Here is a 21,507-nt window from a genome sequence, read left to right as displayed (position 1 = left end):
TAAAGAGAATCTATTTTCGATATAGAAAATAGTTGTTTACCAAATCAATGTAAATGCGTTTGGCTTCATCTTCGGAAACATCTTTGATTTGAAATAGAGCATTTGTTTTAAATGCATTGATAATGGGTTTGCGACTGCTTGGTCTTTCGTAATTGTTTGTCGCTTTTTTGTAGTAGGCATACAAACGTAAAAGCATGTCTGCAGGAAAAGGTTGAGTATGCGCATTGATACGTTCTACCGCTTTATCGAATTCTATGTCTAAGGCTTTAGAAGTCATTATTTTGTAGCAATTACAGTTTCGCCTCCTTTTACTTTTTGATTTAATTCTACTTTAATGTCTGCGTCTAATGGTAAGAATACATCTACTCGAGATCCAAATTTTATAAACCCAGAATCTGAACCTTGTACAGCCTTATCGTCAACTTTTGCATAATTTACAATACGTTTTGCCAAAGCGCCTGCGATTTGTCTATACAGTACTTTTCCGAAGTTATCATTTTCGACAACAACTGTAGTACGTTCATTTTCTTCACTAGATTTTGGATGCCAAGCCACAAGAAACTTTCCTGGATGATATTTTGAGAATGTTACATTTCCGCTTATAGGATATCGCGTCACGTGAACATTGAGTGGTGACATAAATACAGATACTTGAATGCGTTTTTCATTGAAGACTTCTTTTTCAAAAACCTCTTCTATCACAACGACTTTACCATCTACAGGAGACACTGCTGTATGATCATCAAGTGACGTTAATCGTTTTGGATTTCTAAAAAACTGAAGAATTAATACTAAAACAGCTATCATCCCAATCATGAGAAGCAATCTTAACCATGAAATATCAATAAATCGATCAATCACAAGTATAGAGCCAATGACGATGACTAATGTAATGAGAATAATTTTATAACCTTCTTTATGAAACATATGTGATGAGTCTTAAATATAAAAATATAAATGGTGCGGCAAAGATAATACTATCTAAGCGATCTAGTAAACCTCCATGTCCTGGCATAATTACTCCACTGTCTTTGACTTTTGCTTGACGCTTAAATTTAGATTCTATTAAATCTCCAATGGTACCAAAGACACTAACAATAATACCTAGAAATAACCAGTGTGTAAAGGTAAGCGTTTCTGTAAAATACCAAATGAAATAACTTGCAATACATGCAAAAAAGAGTCCGCCTAAGAAACCTTCAACAGTTTTTTTAGGAGAAATACTAGGAAATAGCTTTTGTTTTCCGAAATTTTTACCCACAATATAAGCAAAGGTGTCATTAATCCAGACCAATATAAATGAGCCCAATAAGAGCAAAGGTGTAAATGTGTGCTCTAGGTTTGCAATGCATATTAGAAATACGAATCCACTAGAAAGATAAAAAGTAGTGATGATAAATCGTTTGGAGATGAATAACGGAATGGTTTTTTCTGAAAACAGATCTTTAATAAGAATAAGCTGAACAAATATGGTAATCACTAATAGTATTTGTAAGGCTTCATTAAATCCTGTAGAAGGCTTTGCTACGAAATCCCAATAGGCAAATCCGAAGTATAATACTGAAAAGATAATATATGGTACAATGCTTTTTAATTGGATAAGTTTTTTAAACTCTGCCATACAGATTAGCCCAAAGATAAAAAATAGAGCAACGACTGCATGTTGCCAAAAAAGTGACCCAATTAGAAGACAAACATATAACAATCCAGAGATAGCTCTTGTAAAAGTTTCTTTCATTTATAAATCTTCTAGAAGCAATAAATATAAGTTTTTTGAACTACTTCCATAAGTAAGGAAGTCTTTATCTTCTATCGTTTTAAAGTGTTTGATAGTTGTAATATTTGTAGGGATTTTTTCTCTGTTTTTTCCTTTAATTCCTCTAAGTCCTTCACCAATTGTTTGTACAAATTGGCTTGTGGTTGCGTAGATGACAAAGTTATCTGGTAATTCTTTTAATTTCTTTTCAGCAATTTGATTTGAAGAAATAAGTAGAGAGCCATCATCAGAAATAAGGTATTCACAGGTAGAAAAGAAAAATGAGCTTTCAGATATTCGTTTTGTTTGTTCAAGTTTAAAATCTTTAAAAAGATCTACTAATTGTGAGTCAAACATTAAAACTTTGTCATTTTCCCAATTATTTTCTATTAAAATTGATTTAAGTGAACTTTTTACTTCTTGCATATTTTCACAGTACAAGAATTTTCCACCGTTTGCTTTGAAGTTTATAGTAAATTGTTCGTCAACAGGTAGCTTGATTTCTGGCATGTATTTGCCTCTCTGTTCGCTTTTTATGTTGTCTTCAGGCGTGCTTTTTAAACCGAAGATTTTACGAAATAGACTCATGTATAGGGATAGCTATTAACCTAATTGAATTAATGTATGTCTCAAATATAAAAAAACTTAAATTAATGTGAGTCAATTTAAGTTTTTTATAAGAATATTCGTGTCAGAAAATTATTCCTCTTCTTGATCTGTTTTGACAGATTGTAATAAGCGTTCTTCAATTTGTTTTTGAAAAGGACGCTCACCAAATATTTTTTCGAGGTTATCTTTAAAAATAACTTCTTTTTCAAGCAGTACTTCAGCAAGTTCTGTAAGCTTATCTTTATTGTTTTCTAATAAGACAATTGCGCGTTGATATTGCTTCTCTATGATATCTGAAATCTCTTTATCAATCAACTCTGCAGTTTGTTCACTATAAGGTTTTGTAAACCCAGTTTCTTGACCTGAAGAATCGTAATATGTTATGTTCCCAACCTTTTCGCTAAGTCCATAAATTGTTACCATAGCTCTAGCTTGCTTAGTTACTTTTTCTAAATCACTAAGTGCACCAGTAGAGATTTTATTAAAAATTACTTTTTCTGCAGCACGACCACCTAAAGAAGCACACATTTCATCTAGCATTTGTTCTGGACGAACAATTAGGCGTTCTTCTGGTAAATACCATGCAGCTCCTAATGATTGACCACGAGGTACGATTGTTACTTTTACTAAAGGTGCAGCATGTTCTAACATCCAACTTACAGTTGCATGGCCAGCTTCATGATAAGCGATTGCTTTTTTCTCTTCAATAGTAACAATTTTATTTTTCTTTTCTAGTCCACCAACAATACGATCTACAGCATCTAAGAAATCTTGTTTATCTACAGCTTTTTTACCATTTCTTGCAGCAATTAAAGCCGCTTCGTTACAAACGTTTGCAATATCTGCTCCAGAGAAACCTGGTGTTTGTTTTGCTAAGAAATCGACATCTAATTTTTCGGCTTGTTTGATAGGTCTTAAGTGTACTTCAAATATTTCTTTACGTTCTCTAACATCTGGTAGATCAACAAAAATTTGTCTATCAAAACGTCCAGCACGCATTAATGCTTTATCTAAAACATCTGCTCTGTTTGTTGCTGCTAATACAATGACGTTAGTATTGGTGCCAAAACCATCCATTTCTGTTAGTAATTGGTTAAGCGTATTTTCACGTTCATCATTAGAACCTGAGAAATTACTTTTACCACGAGCACGACCAATAGCATCAATCTCATCAATAAAGATAATTGCTGGTGATTTTTCTTTGGCTTGTTTGAATAAGTCTCTCACACGAGAAGCTCCAACTCCAACAAACATTTCTACGAAATCTGATCCAGATAATGAAAAGAAAGGCACTTTTGCTTCTCCAGCAACTGCTTTTGCTAATAAGGTTTTACCTGTTCCTGGTTGACCGACTAATAATGCTCCTTTAGGAATTTTACCACCAAGTGATGTGTATTTTTCTGGGTTTTTCAAAAAGTCTACAATTTCTTGTACTTCTTCTTTAGCACCTTCTAAACCTGCAACATCTTTAAATGATGTCTTTACGTCTGTCTTTTCGTCAAATAGCTTGGCTTTAGATTTTCCTATGTTGAAAATTTGACCTCCAGCGCCACCGCCTCCACCACCAGACATACGTCTCATGATAAAAATCCAAACACCTATAATTAAAATGAACGGTAGTAATGAAAACAAGAGATTTCCGAAGAGATTCTCTTCTGTTTTAAAAGAAACAGGAGTAACAATATTAGGATCTTCCTTTTTTATTTTAGCAATATCTTCTTGAAATAATTGTAAATCTCCAAACTCAAATGTATAATTAGGTAACGGTGTTACTTGTGGTAAGATACTTGTTGGTTTAGATGCTTTATGAATCTCTTTTTTCTGAGCTTCTGTAGTTAAGTAAACACGAGCTTCACGATCGTTAACAATATCTAATTTATCAACATCACCTTGTGCTAAATATTCAAAAAACTGGGTTGGGTTTATTTTTTTTCCTTCACTGTTACCCATTCCAGAAAATAACTGGATTCCTAAAAATACTGCGATTACAAGTCCGTAAATCCACCAAGAATTAATCTTTGGTTTTTTACTTAAATTTTTATTGTCTTTTGCCATGTATGTCGTACCGTTAATTCGGTTTTTTTAATTTTTAATAACTTGTTTCTATTTGTGTTGTTTTTGCGTCACCCCAAAGACTTTCAATATCATAATACTCTCGTATATGCTTTTGGAATACATGAACAACAACATTAACATAATCTAATAATACCCACTCTGCATTATCGTTTCCTTCTACATACCAAGGGTTGTCTTTAAGTTCTTTACTAACCTTTCTTTGAATAGAATTAACGATGGCGTTTACTTGTGTATTAGACGTTCCTTCACAGATAACGAAGTAATCACAAACTGTATTTTCAATTTCTCTTAGATCTAAAATTGTAATTTTTTTTCCTTTTACATCTTCAATGCCAGCAATAACTGTACTTATGAGTTGATCTGGACTTGTATTTTTTTTCGCCATTAAATTGATTTAATTTTGTGCAAAGTTATTATTTTTTTGCTTCTTATAAACTCTTATTCGTCATAAGAAAATTATAATTTTTTTTTACACATTACTATGCACATAATCAAACTTAATGCCATCGACTCTACCAATACGTTTTTAAGACAATTGAGTAGTGAGAAAAAGGTGGCTAATTATACTGTTGTTGTTGCAGAATCTCAATTGAAAGGTCGTGGTCAAATGGGAACGTCATGGGATTCTCAATCTGGTAAAAACCTTATAGCTAGTGTGTTTGTAGATGTTTCTTTTTTGATAATTGATTATAGTTTTTGGATTAGTATGGCTACTTCATTAGCATTATCTAACGCGTTAAAAGACTTTCAAATTCGAAATGTCAAGGTGAAATGGCCTAACGACATTTTGGCAGACCAAAAGAAGGTCTCTGGTATTTTAATAGAGAATGTCATAAAAAATAATGCACTTCAAGCCACTATTATTGGTTTTGGGCTCAATATTAATCAAGTTCATTTTGATAATTTACCATCAGCGACCTCAATGTTGAATGTTTCAGGAGCACATAATAATATTGATAATGTGCTTGTAAAAGTCATTGAGTATTTAAAATTTTACATGAAACTCTTAAAAAATAAGCAGTTTGAAGACATAAAAAAGCTATATGAAACCGAATTATTTAGAAAAGAAAAACCTTCTACATTTGAAGATGCAGAAGGTGTTTTGTTTTCTGGTTTTATAAAAGGCGTTTCAAATTCTGGTCATCTACAAGTTTTAATAGAAGATGATATTCTCAAAGAATTTGATCTAAAAGAAGTTAAACTTCTTTATTAATCTGAATTAGATGTTAGGTTGAATTCAGGTTATTAGATCTGCGCAGGCATATTTTCAACTAAAGTTTCAATAAATTTTTTGATAGGTCCTTTAATCATCATTCCCATCATAGCATTGAATTCACCTTCAAAAATAAGCTCTACCTCACTTTGAGCAGGAGTAGGTTCTGTAATGTTTGCTGTTAATGAAAAGTCTAATTTTCCTCCAGCTGCTCCTAAAACGACTTTGTTAGGTGCTACAGCCTCTTTCTTTTTTAATACTATTTCTGGCATTCCTTTGAGAGCAAATAAAAATTTATCTGTATCGAGGACTTCAAATTTGCTAATGTTTTCTGGCATTAACTTTTCAAAGTTTTTTACATCTGCTAAAAAATCAAACGTTTCTTGAGCCGATTTATTTATAGTTGTTTTTGGTGATTCTAATTTCATGTGATAAGTTTTATTGTTTTTTTAAGGACACATGCTGTTCGCTATAAATGCTTCACTTTGATGATAGGGCTTTTAAAATGCTCGTTTCATGTGTGTAATATAATAAATTTATAGAGCTATAATCAAATAGCGTTCCATTCGCTAGGATTAGCATTCCAAAGTGCCAAAACTTCTTGTTCTTTAGCAGTTATATACTTGGTGTCTAGTGCTTGTTCTAGTAAATTTTCGTAATTACTTAAAGTGTGAAGATCTACGTTTGCAGCTTCAAAATTGTTTTTTGCAACTTCAAATCCGTAAGAAAATATAGCTACCATTCCTTTAACATTAACGTTAGCTTCCTTAAGTGCTTTTACAGCATTAAGGCTACTTTTCCCTGTGCTTATTAAATCTTCAACAACAACTACATTTTGTCCTGGCTCAACAAAGCCTTCAATCTGGTTTTGTCGTCCGTGAGATTTAGCTTCTGGTCTTACATATATAAAAGGAAGTCCAAGATATTCAGCAACTAGAATTCCTATTCCAATTGCACCTGTTGCTACACCAGCAATCACATCTACTTTTCCGTAATGAGATTCTATGTGTTTTGCTAAAGTTTCACGAATGTAAGTTCTAATTGGTGGAAAAGACAGTACAATTCTATTATCACAATAGATTGGTGATTTCCAGCCCGATGCCCAAGTGAATGGGTCACTAGGTTGCAGTTTTATAGCATTAACTTGTAATAAAACTTCGGCAGTTTGTTTGGCAGTTTCTTTGTCAAAAATCATGCTGTAAAACTACACTTTTTTTGACAAAAAGAATTTGAGAATTTAAAATAAATTATTTTAAAAAATAGTTGTCATCTCCATAAAAATGATATTTTTACTTTTTAAATTCCTACATATCTAATCATGCATTACATATTTGTAAATGATAAACCAATAGTCTTAACAACAAAAGTTGAAAAAGAAGACGGTTTTAAAAATTATCTACTTTCCGAAGTAAATATTGGTAAAGTCATAAAGAAGCTAAATTCTTCATCTTTAAAAGAAGTGAGGCTTATTGGTAATAAAGAGCATAAACTCATTAAGAAATTTTTGAAATTGCTACCAAATGTTATTGCAGGTGGTGGAAAGGTGTATAATGATAAAGGAGAGATTCTTTTTATATACCGAAATGATAAATGGGATTTACCAAAAGGAAAAACCGAGAAAAAGGAGACTATTGAAGAAACGTCATTGCGAGAAGTAGAGGAGGAGACAGGTGTGAAAGGTCTTGAGATTGTAAAACCTTTAGATACAACCTACCATATATTTAAACGTAACGGTAAACATAAAATCAAAGTGACTTATTGGTTTGAAATGAAAACCACGTTTGAGGGCAAATTATATCCGCAAGAAAATGAAGGTATTACAAAAGTAGAATGGCTTTCTCCAGAAGACAGTCAAAAAGCCTTAGAGAATAGCTATGCAAATATCAGAATCTTAGTTTAAGTTATTTGGCTATAATCATTAATGAATTACATTTTTTAGCGCCATGAGTAAAGTGTCTTTTATAAGCTGGTTCATTTGATTTGATTTTGAATATTTTTGATTGATTTCAATTTCAACTCCTATATAATTTTGTTTAAATTTTTGTCGCAAATACGTTGTGAAACCATCAGCTTTTCCCAAGTATGGATAATTAAATCTCACATTTAAGTCAGGATTTTTAGTTTTAATTTGAGATTTAAATTCTGCTGAAAACTGCTTCTCCAAGAGTATTCTAGAATCATACAATAAACCTATATCACAATCACGCTCTACACCATTTAAAGTTGGAGTGAAAGAATGAATAGAAAGATGCAATACTGTGTCGTTTTTTGAGATTAAGCTTGAAATGTTAGACTCAACCTCATTGCGATAGGGAACATAGATTGTTGAGATAATATGTTCTTTTTCTTCAAAGTTTAATGTTATACTATATTCTGAAAATAGCTGTTTATGATGCAGCGAACGATTTAATTCAATTAACAAACGACTGGTTGTACTTGATTTTGAATACACAGATAGTGGTTTCAAATATTCAAAAACATCCAGTGCACCTAAATCATAACCTCTATGCGTTTCTAAAACACTTTTATGTGCTTTAAATAGATTCAAATATTGTGACGGAATTTTATTTCCGCCATGCTCACAAGTGATAATTAATATCAATTTCCGAACAGTTGATTGGTTTCTAAACATCCTGCAAGTCTAGAATACACTGCTTTGATGTTGCCTTCGGAAATATCTTTACCAAGAGCCTTCAGAATTCTAGATGACAAGGTTCCATTTTTTAGAATGAATTCTATGGTCTTTTGGTTTTCCGAAGATATATTTATTTTAACACTGTTATACAAATGTTTCCAAACGTCTTGCATCGTTGCTTTTTCTTTAATTCCGAAAAGGGATAAATAATCAACATTGTGAACTAATGCATGCTCTCCATGTTTAATCCCTTTGTTTAAAATTTCAAATAATTCTTCCTTTTTCCAGGCTTTCTGATCTTTTAAAGTGCAAAACTTTTTATTCACTAATGCTTTTAAAACTTCAATAATCAAGATGCAAATAGCAATATCTGCTTTTGGACATTCTTGAACATCAACTAGACGAATTTCAATAGCATTCCTGTCAAAACGAGCAATAGCACCTCTGGAATTTAAAAAATGATGATCTAAAATGTTTTTGGTATCGTGAGGTTTGATTGCTTTTTTTATAGGTTCAAATATAGTAGCATAATAATCGACCTTGCTAAAAACAGCTTCAGGAATAACCATACCAGTCATCTCTGGGATTTCCTTTTGATTGGTTTTGTAGTATTCTAATCGCGAATCAAGAAAGCCTGTAACATTGCCTTCCAAAACTGGTGAACTCGCGCATAGTCCAGGAATTAATGGAAGCATGATTCTAATCGCTGCATGGAGTTTTTCAAATTCTCTATCGTCATAAAAAGGCAAGTTAATATGAGTACTTTGTACATTACTCCAACCATGACCTTTACAATCAAAAATTCTATTATAGAGCTCATAAACTTCACTATAACTGTGTTTCCATAACTGAGTATCTTTTAATGGATTCATTAAAGGATGCGAAGCAGTTGGTAATAACTGAGTGTCAATTTGCTTTAATAATTGATTGATTTCAAGGATGTTTTCATGAAATTTATCGGCAAGAGTTTCTAAATCTGCTGTCGGACCATTTGTTTTCAATTCGACTACGTGAGCCACTAATTCGTTGCTCCATGCAATGTTACCGTTGTCAATATCTGATGTGAGTGTCCCATTTTTTAACGTCAGTAATTGATCTACAACAGGTGCCACTTTAAAGTTTGAATTATTGACGAGCATATATTCCAATTCAATACCAAAAACTTCAAAAAGGTGATAATTTTTACTCATGATTATTCTAATCTAGATTTTAATGCTGATAATATTGTAGTGTAAACTTTGTCGCCATAGTAGCCATCTTCGACTCCAAAATCAATGTTTGGATTGTCGTTAATTTCAATAACCATTGGTTGATCGTTTACAACTTTAATGTCAATGCCAAATAAACCTTTGCCTATTAGTTTTGCACTTTTTATAGCCATATCCAAAACAACTTTTGGTACCTCTTCAAGAGGTAAGCAATCTGCATCTCCATCTTGATCATTCTTTTTCTTGGCTTTCCAATTATAGATTTGCCAATGGCCTTTTGCCATGTAATATTTGCAAGCAAAAAATGGTTGATTGTCAATAATACCAATTCTCCAATCATAATCTGACGGACAAAATTCTTGTGCAATGATAAGGTCTGATTCTTTTAGCATTTCTGTTACTAATTGGTCATATTCTTTTTCTGTTTTAGCTTTTTTTACACCAAAAGAAAATGTGGAATCAGGTGCTTTTAACACACAAGGTAAACCAACTTGCTTAAGAACGTCGTGTTTGTTGTCTTTGTGGATAATGACCGTTTTTGGTGTCGCAATATTAGCATTGTTCAAAGCTTCAGCCATAAAGACTTTATTACAACATTTTAATATAGCATCAGGATAATCAACAATAGCAATGCCTTCTTGTTGCGCTTTACGAGCAAAAGCATATGTTTCATTATTAACTTCTGTACTTTGACGAATAAATAGTGCATCAAAAGAAGATAATCGTGATAAATCTTTAGGCTCAATGATCTCTGCATAAATATTCATTTTCTCAGCGATTTCTAAGAATTTCTTCAAGCCTTTTGGATTACTAGGAGGTGCAGGATCATTAGGATTTACCAATATTGCTAAATCAAAATCATAGTTTACCTGTTTTGGTATATCGTAGCGTTTCTTTCCAAAATACTGGTTTGCGAAAATTTGAACGGTCTCAAAATGTTCTTGAGGAATTTCTGATTCTGAAATGGCTCTAATACTCTGTACAGTCCACTTTGTATTATAACTAAACTTCACTCTTAAAAAAGGAACTTGAAAGTGTTTGTAAAATAAACTACTTAACTCCTTATATTTTTGAGCCACATTTTGACCAAAATAAATACTCAATGTAAACTCACGAGATTTTATGTTTTTTAAACTCTGCTGGATTACATCATCAAATTCATCTGAGACAATCCGAACCAATTTTAATGCTCGTAGATCTACAATGTTTTTGACGGTTGGGATTGGTAAATGCTCTCTAGCTTCGGCTAAAAGCGAGACATAATACCCTTTAGATTGGTAAGAATAATCTTTACAAAGGTTAAATATTCTAGCTTTTTTAAGTTGCGAAAACTTAGGGTTAGTAAGATATTCTTGAGAGGAAATTACTGTAATATTCTCAATCAAAAAGTTCCACTTTTGTGGTTGATCGACAACAATGTATTTATTCATGCATGACGCTTAAAAGCGATATAATTTTAAACAAATTTATATAATTTTAGTATTGCTTTTACAAAAGGTAAAAAATAAATTTAGAACACATAAATTGTTGTTGTTTAGTGATTTGTTGTATGTGAATTTTAAGCATTAATTGGTTATTTATCTTTTATTGTTTAAATTTAAGAGTAAACAAAACAATGTTAATATGAAAAAAATAGTACAACTCTCTGTATTTCTTATTGTGGTTTCAATCTCTTTTAGTTTTGCTCAAAGCCCAAGTCAGTTTAAAGGAGAAATGATTAGTGAAATTGCACCATCAGACTTTAAAAACTACAATGACAAAATTTTAGTGGTTCCTGCTTTTAGAGCTTCAGGTACTACGAAATGGTTGACTAAACAATTTGATAAAAATTATGGTAAACCATTTCATGTTGTTGAGGTTAAAGAAATCTCTGATGGATTAGAGCTCGAGGAGTACCCAATTGATGAGTACAAATACATGGTGTTTATTCAAAGTTCTAAAAATTTCTCAGGCAATACAGCTTATTCATTTCAACTTGTAGATAGAAGTACTCAAACGGTATATTATCACCATAAATCTGGTAATAGTCTCAAAAAATATATTAAAAAAATTTTAGAGTAAGTTAGTTAATACGATACACAGGATACTGCAAATGGGACTTTTCATAATGTTCACTTTGTTTGTGTAACCAATCTAGCTGTGCATACCAATTATTAGCAAATCCTTGATCATTTGTTTTTTTGAGGTTGAAATCTTTATTTAATTTTGGGTTTTTAGTTAATAATTCTTCCGCTTTGTCTTCCCATACATATGGAGAAAAACCTTCCTTTTGTTGTAAAATTGTATCAAAAAAGTTCCAGCTAAAAAATGAATCTGTAGCTTGAGGCTCTAATGTTTCTAATAGATATCTAAATCCGTTTTGATTGGTGTTAATTAAATAATCACCTTTAAAGAATGTTATTTTTTCTTCGGAAACATCTAACTCTACATTATAGTGAGAATAATGACCTTCATACGCTTGTTTTCTTGTTTGGTAGTTTTTAATTTGATAAGATTTCACGGTTAACGTCGTGTCATTTTTGAAGCGCGTCATTTCTATGTTATTCAACTCTAATAGTTCAATAACGTTCCACCAACCTTGCGGAATTATATACGCTTCAGGAATCTCAATATCCAATGTTGAAGTCATATAATTTTTATAAGTCACAGGTTTTGTAAACGGTTTGCTAGTATCATATTTTAGTCGCTTTGCACCAGTTATGCTGCTTTCAATCATGTTACCTTCAAACCCTTTAAAATTTAAGGTTGTTGTTTTTGTAGTATCAATTATCCATTGTAAAGAATATGTGTTTTTGTTTCTCAAGTTTGTAACTGCATTTTTTCGCAATGCTGAAATGTGCTCACCTTCATTCTCAACAATTTCAATCATACTTTTCATAAGCTCATATGTGCCTTCAACACGTTTTTTGTATGGTTTTAACATATGCGTTTCTACCATCATACCAAATGTATTCCATAATGTTGTGTAACCTGTAGAATAACGAGGAGAATCCATAAACTGACTAAAACCTTCTTCAGGAGTTCTATTAAACACATTGACGTATGGTGTAACATCCCAAGCTTTTTTTGCTAGTTTTTCTTCCAGTTGAGGCATCATTTTAGTGTGGAGAAAATCACCTAGTTCACCACCTAATTTATTATGCTGTGTAAATAAATGCGTTAAAGTATATTGATAATCTGCTCCATTGCTTACATGATTGTCAATAAAAACATCTGGTTGAATTAGATGATAAATTTGAGCAAATGTTCTAGCGTTTTTTGTGTCAGATTTTATAAAATCTCTATTCAAATCATAATTACGAGCATTGCCTCTAAAGCCATAAGCTTCTGGACCATTTTGATTGGTTCTAGTTGTAGAATTTCGATTTAAACTTCCTCCAATATTATAAATTGGGATGGTGACTAAAACTGTAGATTTAGGCATATCAATTTTGCCTTCAACAATATCACGAAAAAGCATCATAGTAGCATCAATACCATCAGATTCTCCAGGATGAATCCCATTGTTAATTAATAGCATACGCTTGGTGGTTCTAATTTCAGAATAATTAAAATTAGCATCTGGATTTAGAGTTATAATATGTAGTGGTTTTCCAGAATCTGTCTCACCAATACTATCAATGTTTACTTCGGAAAATGTATGAGCCAAGTTCTCGTAAAATGCTATAGTTTCGTTATAAGTTGCTGTCTCTAGACCTTTAGATATTTCAAATTGAGTTGTAAAATCATAAGTTATTTTTTCTGGTTTAGACGAACAGGACCAAATAAATAATGTCAAAATCATTAAAACTATTTTGGTTAAATACTGATTGTTAGTTAGATATGTTTTATTGTTCATATGTTGTTAATTTCTTTATAGGTGACAACTCATATTACTTCAAAGTTAAGCTAAATTTGATTTATCCCTCAAAACTAATAGCTAAATGAAAGTTTTTATTCTTCCCTTTGGGAAAATTAATATTATCCATAATACTATTGCCGAAGTCATTATTAATGAAGGCGTAGTTATGGATCTTGATATGGTAAATCAATACCATGATTTTTTATTACAAAATCTAAAAAGTCCTTTTTCCTTACTAGTGAATAAAGAAAATTCGTATTCATATAAATTTGACGCACAACTAAAAATTGCTAATCTAAGTGAGATTAAATCTATGGCTGTTGTTATCTATAATCTAAGTGCAGATATGGCTACTCAAATTCTAATAGATATAAATAAAGGTAATGATTGGAACATAAAGTTATTTAATGAAAGACAGATGGCTTTAGATTGGTTGCTTTTTGATGATAATAAAAAAAATGCAGTATAAATTCTTTACTTATTTTATTTAATTTAGCGGTTCCATAATTTATATCAATGTCACAAACTACAAATACTATTTTGATGATTCGTCCTGTAAACTTTAGGATGAATGAACAAACTGCTGTTAATAATTATTTTCAAGAAGATCTCGATATTAAAAATGCTGAAATTAATGCAAAAGCACAAGTAGAGTTTGATGATTTTGTAGAAAAATTACGAGCAATTGGAGTTAATGTTATTGTTGAACAAGATGATAAATTAATGGATACACCTGATTCTATTTTTCCAAATAACTGGGTGAGTTTTCATGAAAATGGAGATGTAGGACTCTATCCAATGTTTGCTGAAAATAGAAGGAAAGAAAGGCGTGATGAGGTTTTTATTCGTTTAGAAGAAGAAGGTTTTCAAATTAACAATATTATAGATTATACAAGTGCTGAAGATGAAGGTTACTTTTTGGAAGGTACTGGAAGTCTACTTTTAGATCGTATAAATTCTAAGGCTTATTGTGCATTATCACCAAGAGCAGATGAAGAATTATTTATAGAATTTTGTGAAGATTTTGAGTATACACCAATTGTGTTTACCGCAAATCAAAACGTTGATGGTAAACGTTTAGCCATCTATCATACAAATGTAATGATGTGTTTGGCTGAGCAGTTTTCTGTCATTTGTTTGGATACAATTGATGATAAAAAGGAACGAAAAAATGTTGTTAAGAATCTTAAACAAGACGGTAAAGCAATAATAGAAATTACTGAAAGTCAGATGCATCAATTTGCTGGTAATATGTTACAAGTAAAAGGGGAAAATGATCAACGTTATTTAGTAATGAGTAAGGCTGCTCATGATAGTTTAACTTCTAAACAGGTTGCAGATATAGAGAAATTTTGTCCAATCTTATCAAGTTCTCTAGAAACTATAGAAACATGTGGAGGAGGAAGTGCTCGTTGTATGATGGCTGAGGTTTTCTTACCTAAGGCTTAGTCGAGTTTGTTAAAAATATAACCTCCTTTTTCGGCTCCCCAAATATATTCGTCCTTGTCATCAAAACCTCTATCCCAAGAGATAATTTTGTCTTCCATAATTTCAACTTCACTCGTTGCATATGAAGCTCCATAAAGTGAGCTTTCACAAGTCTTTTTACCAGTTTTGCCTTTGTAATAATTTGGTTCTATTCGTTTTAAAACCACTTCACATCCTTCTTTTTTAGTCACGTTATCCATGCTAAGTGTGTCAAAAGATTCAGGAGATTTCCATTTTCCAATCCAAAGTGAGTCATTTTCAATAGTGTAAATTGCAGAACTAAATATGCTATCATTTAATTTGACAACCTCATAAATACGCTGTCTATATGGCTTGTCTTGTTTTGAATTAAGCGCTTGCTCCACATACAAAAAGTTTCCTTTGTCTTTCCAGATTGGATACATATGCAAAGAGATATTAAAATAGGTCGAATCAACTTGTGACTGTATTTCAGAATCAAAAGACCCTTGCATCAATGAGAATAGTTCTGGTAAGTGATTTGTAGTTGTTTTTTCTTCGGAAATTTTAGTGTCTTGGTTTTTACAGCTAAAAACAGAAAGTAAGAGACATAAAATGATAAATCTGTGCATTATAATTGGTTTAGAAAATGAAGATACCAAAAATAATTCTATGTAATTAAATTTTGAAATTTAATTATTTTTTAGGTTCAACTTTAGGAAGTTCAACATAGAATTTAGTGCCTATTCCTGGTGTGCTTTCTACCCAAATTCTACCATTATTAAGTTCTACTAATTCTTTACAAATTGTTAGACCTAAACCTGTACCTTTTTCATTACTTGTTCCTCTTGTTGTAAAAGTTCCGCTTTGAAATAATTTATCAATATTTTCTCTAGAAATACCAACTCCTGTATCTTCAATACATATTAAACTCTTCCCATTAAGATCAGAATTTGAAACCGTTATAGAATCACCTACACGTGTAAATTTTACAGCATTTGTAATTAAATTTTGAATTACAATTTCAATCATACTTTTATCTGCATAGATGAAATCTCTATGTGACTCATCAATAAGAATTATACGTTTTTGCTCAACTTTTTGTTCAACTAAACTGATCTTATTTTTAAATATATCTTGAATATTAAAGAGTTCTGCTTTTGGTTCTAAATTTTGCATTTGAGACTTAGACCAATTTAAAAGATTGTAAAGCAATTGAGAGGCGCTGTCTGCATTTTCACTAAGTTCTGGCACTAAGTCATAAAACTCTTCACGAGAAATACCATCTTCTTTTAATAAATCTATAAATCCTTTAATAGACGAAATAGAATCTTTTAAATCATGTGATACAATAGAAAACAATCTATCTTTTACATGATTTACTTCTTCAAGATGTTTAGTTTGTTCTGCAAACTCGACATTTCTCAATTGTATTTCTTTATTCTTATCCTGAAGTTCTTGATTGAATTTTAAAGTATTTTTTCGTTTTAAATAAATCAATAATAATATGGTTGATACTATTAAAAATGCTGCTCCTAGAACATATGAAATTGCTTTTAGTTTTTTAAACTCAATAGCCTCTTTCTCATTCTGTTCTTGAATTGCTAACGTATTAAAATCTTTAATTTCTTCTATAGGTTCTACTTCAATAGGTTTAGTGATAACAGGAATGACAGGTTGATTTTCTTTGTCTAGTTCTCTTTTTAAATTAAAATATTTTCCTTGCCAGAAAAACGCATTTTGAAACTTTCCATTGATAGAATCAAGTTGTTTATGCAAGTTGTAGTTTTTAAGAAGTTCGGGTTTGTTATCAATTTTAGTTGCAATAGTATAGGCTTCATCAACTTGAATTTCAGCAGTTTTTAAATACCCTTGTTGGATGTTTAATTCACTAACTGCATTCAATGCTCTTAAAACACCATCGTCATTTTTTATTTTTCTATTAAACTTTAAACCTTCTACTAAATACTCAGCAGCTTTGTCGTAATCTTTAAAACGTAAGTATTCTGCACCTATACGAGGTAAAATTTCACCTTTGAGTGTTTGATCTGTTTTTGGGTTGATGAGCTTTAATACCTTTTCATAGTATTCAATAGCTTTTCTGTGTTCTTTTCTTTCAGAATATAAGGTAGCAATATTACGAGTTGATGTTTTTATTCCAATACTATCTTTTAATTGTTCTCTTACACTTAATGCTTTGATGTTAAACTCTAAAGACTTATCTATTTGGTGTGTATTGTAATAAGCTTCAGCAAGATTGTTATAAGCAGAGCTTAATTCATTTTTTAGATTTCTAGTTTCAAAAGTTTGAATGGCAGATAACGAATGTTGTAAACCAATACCATAATTACCACGCTTAATCTCAATTAATCCTATACTGTTATTCACTTTAGCAATTCCTAAGGTATCTCCTAACTGACTATAATATCTTCGTGACCTATTATAACCGTCAATAGCATTATAGTAATCATCGTTGTGAGCGTAGATTAAAGCTTTGTAATAATTGACATCTGCAATGCCTTTAGTGTGATTTAGAAACTTAGACAAACGTTCAGTATTGTCTATATAGGTAAGGGCTTTTTTATAACTTTTAGCGTCGTAGAGTGCTTTAACCAAGCGTAAAGACGTTTCAACTTTTGATGAATCTTGTTTTTGATAAGCTAATTCCACAGTTAGACTGTCGATTTCATTTGTTTGTGAAAAACAAAAAATCGACGTACATAAAACAGCTAAAGTTATTAACTGCTTCATTGTTTAATTAGGGTATCAACAATTGCAAAATTATTTGTACACGAAACTTCCTTTGTAGTTAGGTAGTTAGAGTGTTGAAATAATAATGTCAATCTCAATAAAGATTGATTATTAAATTTCATCAACGTTTGGGACTTTGATTAATAGCAATTCAAAAATGTAAAAAAAGGTTCTGAAACCCTAATTTTTAGGTTTTAATACCTATAAATTAGTTAAAGTGAATCTTTGAAAATTTAAAAACATCGACGAATAGATAAACGGTAAAAATCATAGAAAAACAGCACTTTACTCGATGAAATGCAAAAACACTACTAAATACTAGTTAAATAACAGTAAATCAATTAGTTGTTATTGAAAACGTCTAGAGCAGGTAAAGCTTTATGATCAAAATCAAATAGGCATTGATTTTCCCATGCACTTCCTCCAGATACACTTGAATCATTATCAGGAAAAGTAACCCAATCTGGAGCCCAATAACAAAATCCAATACCTCGATTTTCTGGAATATTCTTAATAGTAGTAATAAGCCATTCCATATAAGCTTTTTGGCCTTCAGGTGTAGGAGAGAATTCAGGGATGGTTTGATTAAGGCTTCCTATATAATTGTTTTGGTTGTCGTCCCATTGCAATGTAAAAGGGTAAGCAATTTCTACCAGTAAAATATCTTTTCCGAAGGTCGTAGCAAGCAAATTCAGTGAATTAGCAACAAGGTTTAAGTCTTTAGTTTGATATTGCGGATAATAAGACAAACCAATGATATCAAAATCAACAGCAAATGGTTCTAACTCATTAAAAAAATAAATTGAATTTTGGACATTAGAATGATGCAACATAATTTTAATAGTGTCATCAGTATCAACATCTCTAACAGCTCTAATCGCTTCTCCTACCAAAGCAGCATAATTTCCCCAATTATTAGAGAACTCGTCCCATACTTTCCCATAGTTCCATAAAAAACCACTATCAGTTTCATTACCAATTTGAATGATTTCAGGTAATGTATTTTGATTTTTTAATTGCGTAACCACATCTTTTGTATACTCATATATCGCAATTCTAATTTCACTTTCAGTCAAGTTTTGCCATGCAGCAGGAGGTGTTTGAGTTCCAGGATCTGCCCAAAAATCACTGTAATGGAAATCTAATAAAAAATTAGCGCCTGTATTTTTTATACGAGTCGCATAGGCTTTCACATCATTTAAAGTGTTTTCACCATTTTGCGATGTGTGCCACAGTTTAAGCCTTAACAAATTGGTGCCTTTATTTGTAACGTAGTCCAATAAGTCAATAGAAGTACCATCTGTATCTCTATAAGTTACATTATAATCTTCTAATTCAGATTGAAATGATAAATCCATCCCTTTGTAAAAAACAGGTGTTGGATCTGGAGGCATTAGGTCTTCTTCAGTTGTGTTATCTGATGAATTACAAGATATAATTGTTAGTGATAGTAGTAAAAATTTAAAGTATTTCATGTTCAAATTTAATCATATTTAACTCAGAATCTAAAATAGAGATTTTTGTGTAATCATAAGAATAAAAGTAATGATTTGACCTCGAAAAATAAGCAATAAACCACATGTAATATCTTAGAATTTTAATAAAAAGTATATCTTTGCAGACTTAAAATCCATTCCAAAATGAATCTTCAAGAGACACTCTCACATAATGTAAAACAGGCTATTAAATCTGTTTTTAATGCAGAATTAGAATCGGTAGAATTTCAAGCAACACGTAAAGAGTTTGCGGGTGATATTACTGTAGTTGTGTTTCCAATGTTGAGAGTTGTAAAAGGTAATCCTGTGCAAATTGGAGAGCAAATTGGTCACTACTTGGTTGAGCACGTTGAAGAAGTTAAAGCATTTAACGTTGTAAAAGGGTTTTTAAATATTGAAATTAATGATGCCTATTACATCAATTTTTTCAATGATATTAAGGATCAATCTCAATATGGATTTGCAACACCAAATTCAAAAGGAAAAGCTGTGATGGTAGAGTATTCCTCACCAAACACTAATAAACCTTTGCATTTAGGTCATGTTAGAAATGTGATTTTAGGCTATAGCGTTTCTAATATTTTAAAAGCGTCAGGTAAAAAAGTTTATAAAACTCAAATTATTAATGATCGAGGAATTCATATTTGTAAAAGTATGTTGGCTTGGAAACGCTTCGGAAATGAAGAAACTCCACAATCGTCAGGTTTAAAAGGCGATAAGCTGGTAGGGAATTACTACGTAAAATTTGATCAAGAATATAAAGCTGAAATACAAAAGCTCATTTCCGAAGGACAAACCGAAGAAGAGGCGAAGAAAAATGCACCTTTTTTATTAGAAGCTCAAGATATGCTGCTCAAATGGGAAGCTGGAGATTTAGAAACCGTCGCACTTTGGGAGAAAATGAATTCCTGGGTTTACGAAGGTTTTGATGCGACTTATAAAAGTATAGGTGTTGATTTTGATAAATTATACTACGAAAGTCAAACTTACCTATTAGGAAAAGAGTTTGTTGCCGAAGGATTAAAAACTGGTGTCTTTGTCAAAAAAGAAGATGGTTCAGTTTGGTGTGATCTAACTGAGGATGGTCTGGATGAAAAAATCGTATTACGTAGCGATGGAACTGCAGTTTATATGACTCAAGATATTGGTACAGCAATCCAACGTGTTAAAGATTTTCCGGATGTTGGAGGCATGGTTTACACAGTTGGTAACGAACAAGAATACCATTTTCAAGTGTTATTCTTAATCATCAAAAAACTCGGTTTTGAATGGGCAGATAATTTATACCATTTAAGTTATGGGATGGTAGATTTACCTTCAGGAAAAATGAAGAGTAGAGAAGGTACTGTTGTTGATGCAGATGATTTGGTAGATGAAATGGCGCAGACTGCTGGAGAGATTTCTGAAGAATTAGGAAAGCTTGATGGTTATTCACAAGAAGAAAAACAAGAATTATACAAAACGATTGGTTTAGGTGCTTTAAAATATTTCATCTTAAAAGTAGATCCTAGAAAACGTATTTTATTTGATCCTAAGGAATCTATAGATTTTCAAGGAAATACTGGTCCGTTTATTCAATATACCTATGCTAGAATACAATCTATTTTACGTAAATCTAATGTAGATACTAGTGTTAAACTCAATACAGACGAAGTGTCTTTACACGATAAAGAAAGAGAGCTTTTAAAACAATTAGAGTTATTCCCAGAAGTGATTCAAAATGCTGCAGATCATTACAGTCCTGCATTAATTGCAAATTACACTTACGATTTAGTAAAAGAATTTAATTCGTTTTACCAAAACGTCTCAATTTTAGGTGCAGATACCAAAACTGAAAAAATATTTCGTGTTCAATTAGCACAATCTGTAGCCAATGTTATTAAAAACGGATTTGGTTTATTAGGGATTAATGTGCCTGAACGTATGTAGGTTAAAATTCTCCTTTGTGAGCGATAGCTTGCTTCACATGAGCTAAGTGATGATTGCTATGCCAAGCGTAAGTGCCAATAGTTTCATCAATACGAAAACGTTTACCATGTTCAGGATGTACAAATTCTCGAGACATTTGTTCTTCGGAAATGTGCCTCAATAACTGACCTAATTTAGCATGAAGTCCTTTTAGTAAAGACAAACTATGTTCTGTATTATCATCAGTACTATCAACAAGATTTGCCCATCGATCTTCATAATATGGTTTTATGATTGGTGAATCTTCAGTGAGTGCTAATTTGAATCGTATAATGCTGTTCATATGACTATCTGCACAATGATGAAGGACTTGTTTAATATTCCAACCATCTGGTCTGTATGTCCAATTTAAAGCTGCTGTAGATAGATTTTTTGTAGCATTTTCAATTTCCGAGGGGAAACGTTCAATAGCATTAATCCAAGTGTTTATCATTTCTGAAGTAATAACCTCTGGTTTTTGAAATTCTCCAATTGGGAAACGTAAATTATATAATTCTTCTGAAGTCAT

The 21,507-nt window shown here is 31.6% G+C and carries 22 protein-coding genes; 6 read left to right on the top strand and 16 right to left on the bottom strand.

The genetic code is table 11. The features are described from left to right. Window positions 1–10 precede the first annotated feature (10 nt). From WNY78_RS09105 to rsfS, 6 genes are all read right to left on the bottom strand, one after another. Window positions 11–277, bottom strand: a complete 267-nt coding sequence (locus tag WNY78_RS09105) for an acyl-CoA-binding protein (protein ID WP_342872897.1) — start codon at window positions 275–277, stop codon at window positions 11–13. Then, the gene (locus tag WNY78_RS09100) at window positions 277–927 is read right to left on the bottom strand and encodes a phosphatidylserine decarboxylase family protein (RefSeq protein WP_342872896.1); all 651 of its coding nucleotides are present in this window, start codon (window positions 925–927) and stop codon (window positions 277–279) included. The genes WNY78_RS09105 and WNY78_RS09100 overlap by 1 nt, the downstream gene beginning before the upstream one ends. Continuing rightward, entirely contained in the window at window positions 917–1,738 is an 822-nt protein-coding gene (locus tag WNY78_RS09095; protein WP_342872895.1) for a phosphatidate cytidylyltransferase, read from the bottom strand. Before WNY78_RS09095 ends, WNY78_RS09100 begins: the two co-directional genes overlap by 11 nt. Then, window positions 1,739–2,344: an LUD domain-containing protein gene (locus WNY78_RS09090; RefSeq protein WP_342872894.1), complete on the bottom strand. Its 606-nt coding sequence runs from the start codon at window positions 2,342–2,344 to the stop codon at window positions 1,739–1,741. A 111-nt stretch (window positions 2,345–2,455) separates the two neighbouring features. Further along, complete coding sequence (gene ftsH / locus WNY78_RS09085; protein ID WP_342872893.1) at window positions 2,456–4,420, bottom strand: ATP-dependent zinc metalloprotease FtsH; 1,965 nt, start codon at window positions 4,418–4,420, stop codon at window positions 2,456–2,458. 34 nt (window positions 4,421–4,454) lie between these two features. Beyond that, entirely contained in the window at window positions 4,455–4,826 is a 372-nt protein-coding gene (gene rsfS, locus WNY78_RS09080; RefSeq protein ID WP_342872892.1) for a ribosome silencing factor, read from the bottom strand. 96 nt (window positions 4,827–4,922) lie between these two features. On the opposite strand from rsfS, the gene WNY78_RS09075 reads away from it, so the two are divergent. Then, a complete protein-coding gene (locus tag WNY78_RS09075) occupies window positions 4,923–5,654 on the top strand; it encodes a biotin--[acetyl-CoA-carboxylase] ligase (RefSeq protein ID WP_342872891.1) in 732 nt (243 codons plus the stop codon). Between the two features lie 32 nt (window positions 5,655–5,686). On the opposite strand, the gene WNY78_RS09070 is transcribed toward WNY78_RS09075, so the two are convergent. Next, window positions 5,687–6,082, bottom strand: coding sequence for an SRPBCC family protein (locus tag WNY78_RS09070; protein WP_342872890.1), 396 nt, complete (start codon window positions 6,080–6,082; stop codon window positions 5,687–5,689). 122 nt (window positions 6,083–6,204) lie between these two features. After that, the gene (gene pyrE, locus WNY78_RS09065) at window positions 6,205–6,849 is read right to left on the bottom strand and encodes an orotate phosphoribosyltransferase (RefSeq protein WP_342872889.1); all 645 of its coding nucleotides are present in this window, start codon (window positions 6,847–6,849) and stop codon (window positions 6,205–6,207) included. A gap of 123 nt (window positions 6,850–6,972) precedes the next feature. Here pyrE and WNY78_RS09060 point away from each other — a divergent pair, with 123 nt between their 5' ends. Beyond that, the gene (locus tag WNY78_RS09060; protein ID WP_342872888.1) at window positions 6,973–7,554 is read left to right on the top strand and encodes an NUDIX domain-containing protein; all 582 of its coding nucleotides are present in this window, start codon (window positions 6,973–6,975) and stop codon (window positions 7,552–7,554) included. Between the two features lie 18 nt (window positions 7,555–7,572). On the opposite strand, the gene WNY78_RS09055 is transcribed toward WNY78_RS09060, so the two are convergent. The 3 genes from WNY78_RS09055 to WNY78_RS09045 are packed head-to-tail and all read right to left on the bottom strand — an operon-like array spanning window position 7,573 to window position 10,927. Further along, complete coding sequence (locus WNY78_RS09055) at window positions 7,573–8,256, bottom strand: N-formylglutamate amidohydrolase (protein ID WP_342872887.1); 684 nt, start codon at window positions 8,254–8,256, stop codon at window positions 7,573–7,575. Next, window positions 8,253–9,479 (bottom strand): glutamate-cysteine ligase family protein, encoded by a 1,227-nt coding sequence (locus WNY78_RS09050; protein WP_342872886.1) that lies wholly within the window; start codon window positions 9,477–9,479, stop codon window positions 8,253–8,255. Before WNY78_RS09050 ends, WNY78_RS09055 begins: the two co-directional genes overlap by 4 nt. Window positions 9,480–9,481: 2 nt before the next feature. Beyond that, window positions 9,482–10,927: a RimK family protein gene (locus tag WNY78_RS09045; RefSeq protein ID WP_342872885.1), complete on the bottom strand. Its 1,446-nt coding sequence runs from the start codon at window positions 10,925–10,927 to the stop codon at window positions 9,482–9,484. 193 nt (window positions 10,928–11,120) lie between these two features. On the opposite strand from WNY78_RS09045, the gene WNY78_RS09040 reads away from it, so the two are divergent. Next, entirely contained in the window at window positions 11,121–11,558 is a 438-nt protein-coding gene (locus WNY78_RS09040) for a hypothetical protein (protein WP_342872884.1), read from the top strand. A gap of 1 nt (window position 11,559) precedes the next feature. On the opposite strand, the gene WNY78_RS09035 is transcribed toward WNY78_RS09040, so the two are convergent. Beyond that, complete coding sequence (locus tag WNY78_RS09035; RefSeq protein ID WP_342872883.1) at window positions 11,560–13,281, bottom strand: M14 family metallopeptidase; 1,722 nt, start codon at window positions 13,279–13,281, stop codon at window positions 11,560–11,562. 139 nt (window positions 13,282–13,420) lie between these two features. Here WNY78_RS09035 and WNY78_RS09030 point away from each other — a divergent pair, with 139 nt between their 5' ends. Beyond that, the gene (locus tag WNY78_RS09030) at window positions 13,421–13,807 is read left to right on the top strand and encodes a hypothetical protein (RefSeq protein WP_342872882.1); all 387 of its coding nucleotides are present in this window, start codon (window positions 13,421–13,423) and stop codon (window positions 13,805–13,807) included. A 47-nt stretch (window positions 13,808–13,854) separates the two neighbouring features. Then, entirely contained in the window at window positions 13,855–14,787 is a 933-nt protein-coding gene (locus tag WNY78_RS09025; RefSeq protein ID WP_342872881.1) for an arginine deiminase-related protein, read from the top strand. Here WNY78_RS09025 and WNY78_RS09020 read toward each other — a convergent pair. The 3 genes from WNY78_RS09020 to WNY78_RS09010 form a co-directional block, all read right to left on the bottom strand. Next, on the bottom strand, window positions 14,784–15,416 hold the full coding sequence (locus WNY78_RS09020; protein WP_342872880.1) for a chromophore lyase CpcT/CpeT: 633 nt from the start codon (window positions 15,414–15,416) through the stop codon (window positions 14,784–14,786). The genes WNY78_RS09025 and WNY78_RS09020 overlap by 4 nt on opposite strands. Window positions 15,417–15,480: 64 nt before the next feature. Beyond that, on the bottom strand, window positions 15,481–17,535 hold the full coding sequence (locus WNY78_RS09015) for a tetratricopeptide repeat-containing sensor histidine kinase (protein WP_342872879.1): 2,055 nt from the start codon (window positions 17,533–17,535) through the stop codon (window positions 15,481–15,483). Window positions 17,536–17,876: 341 nt separating this feature from the next. Next, complete coding sequence (locus WNY78_RS09010) at window positions 17,877–19,010, bottom strand: glycosyl hydrolase 53 family protein (RefSeq protein ID WP_342872878.1); 1,134 nt, start codon at window positions 19,008–19,010, stop codon at window positions 17,877–17,879. Between the two features lie 165 nt (window positions 19,011–19,175). Here WNY78_RS09010 and argS point away from each other — a divergent pair, with 165 nt between their 5' ends. Further along, on the top strand, window positions 19,176–20,960 hold the full coding sequence (gene argS / locus WNY78_RS09005; protein WP_342872877.1) for an arginine--tRNA ligase: 1,785 nt from the start codon (window positions 19,176–19,178) through the stop codon (window positions 20,958–20,960). Window position 20,961: 1 nt separating this feature from the next. Here argS and WNY78_RS09000 read toward each other — a convergent pair whose 3' ends face one another. Beyond that, window positions 20,962–21,507 (bottom strand): YfiT family bacillithiol transferase, encoded by a 546-nt coding sequence (locus tag WNY78_RS09000; protein ID WP_342872876.1) that lies wholly within the window; start codon window positions 21,505–21,507, stop codon window positions 20,962–20,964.

Origin of the sequence: Psychroserpens sp. AS72 (genome assembly GCF_038900375.1) — a bacterium.
Taxonomy (GTDB): domain Bacteria; phylum Bacteroidota; class Bacteroidia; order Flavobacteriales; family Flavobacteriaceae; genus Psychroserpens.
Note: the sequence above shows the minus strand (reverse complement) of the source record. Positions and strands in the feature narration are given on the sequence as shown.

Coding starts and splice junctions, on each gene's coding strand:
- WNY78_RS09015 (WP_342872879.1), bottom strand. CDS start 17,535: ATGAAGCAGTTAATAACTTTAGCTGTTTTATGTACGTCGATTTTTTGT.
- ftsH (WP_342872893.1), bottom strand. CDS start 4,420: ATGGCAAAAGACAATAAAAATTTAAGTAAAAAACCAAAGATTAATTCT.
- WNY78_RS09025 (WP_342872881.1), top strand. CDS start 13,855: ATGTCACAAACTACAAATACTATTTTGATGATTCGTCCTGTAAACTTT.
- pyrE (WP_342872889.1), bottom strand. CDS start 6,849: ATGATTTTTGACAAAGAAACTGCCAAACAAACTGCCGAAGTTTTATTA.
- WNY78_RS09075 (WP_342872891.1), top strand. CDS start 4,923: ATGCACATAATCAAACTTAATGCCATCGACTCTACCAATACGTTTTTA.
- WNY78_RS09070 (WP_342872890.1), bottom strand. CDS start 6,082: ATGAAATTAGAATCACCAAAAACAACTATAAATAAATCGGCTCAAGAA.
- WNY78_RS09105 (WP_342872897.1), bottom strand. CDS start 277: ATGACTTCTAAAGCCTTAGACATAGAATTCGATAAAGCGGTAGAACGT.
- WNY78_RS09035 (WP_342872883.1), bottom strand. CDS start 13,281: ATGATTTTGACATTATTTATTTGGTCCTGTTCGTCTAAACCAGAAAAA.
- WNY78_RS09000 (WP_342872876.1), bottom strand. CDS start 21,507: ATGACTTCAGAAGAATTATATAATTTACGTTTCCCAATTGGAGAATTT.
- WNY78_RS09040 (WP_342872884.1), top strand. CDS start 11,121: ATGAAAAAAATAGTACAACTCTCTGTATTTCTTATTGTGGTTTCAATC.
- WNY78_RS09020 (WP_342872880.1), bottom strand. CDS start 15,416: ATGCACAGATTTATCATTTTATGTCTCTTACTTTCTGTTTTTAGCTGT.
- WNY78_RS09095 (WP_342872895.1), bottom strand. CDS start 1,738: ATGAAAGAAACTTTTACAAGAGCTATCTCTGGATTGTTATATGTTTGT.
- WNY78_RS09045 (WP_342872885.1), bottom strand. CDS start 10,927: ATGAATAAATACATTGTTGTCGATCAACCACAAAAGTGGAACTTTTTG.
- argS (WP_342872877.1), top strand. CDS start 19,176: ATGAATCTTCAAGAGACACTCTCACATAATGTAAAACAGGCTATTAAA.
- WNY78_RS09010 (WP_342872878.1), bottom strand. CDS start 19,010: ATGAAATACTTTAAATTTTTACTACTATCACTAACAATTATATCTTGT.
- WNY78_RS09050 (WP_342872886.1), bottom strand. CDS start 9,479: ATGAGTAAAAATTATCACCTTTTTGAAGTTTTTGGTATTGAATTGGAA.
- WNY78_RS09060 (WP_342872888.1), top strand. CDS start 6,973: ATGCATTACATATTTGTAAATGATAAACCAATAGTCTTAACAACAAAA.
- WNY78_RS09090 (WP_342872894.1), bottom strand. CDS start 2,344: ATGAGTCTATTTCGTAAAATCTTCGGTTTAAAAAGCACGCCTGAAGAC.
- WNY78_RS09030 (WP_342872882.1), top strand. CDS start 13,421: ATGAAAGTTTTTATTCTTCCCTTTGGGAAAATTAATATTATCCATAAT.
- rsfS (WP_342872892.1), bottom strand. CDS start 4,826: ATGGCGAAAAAAAATACAAGTCCAGATCAACTCATAAGTACAGTTATT.
- WNY78_RS09100 (WP_342872896.1), bottom strand. CDS start 927: ATGTTTCATAAAGAAGGTTATAAAATTATTCTCATTACATTAGTCATC.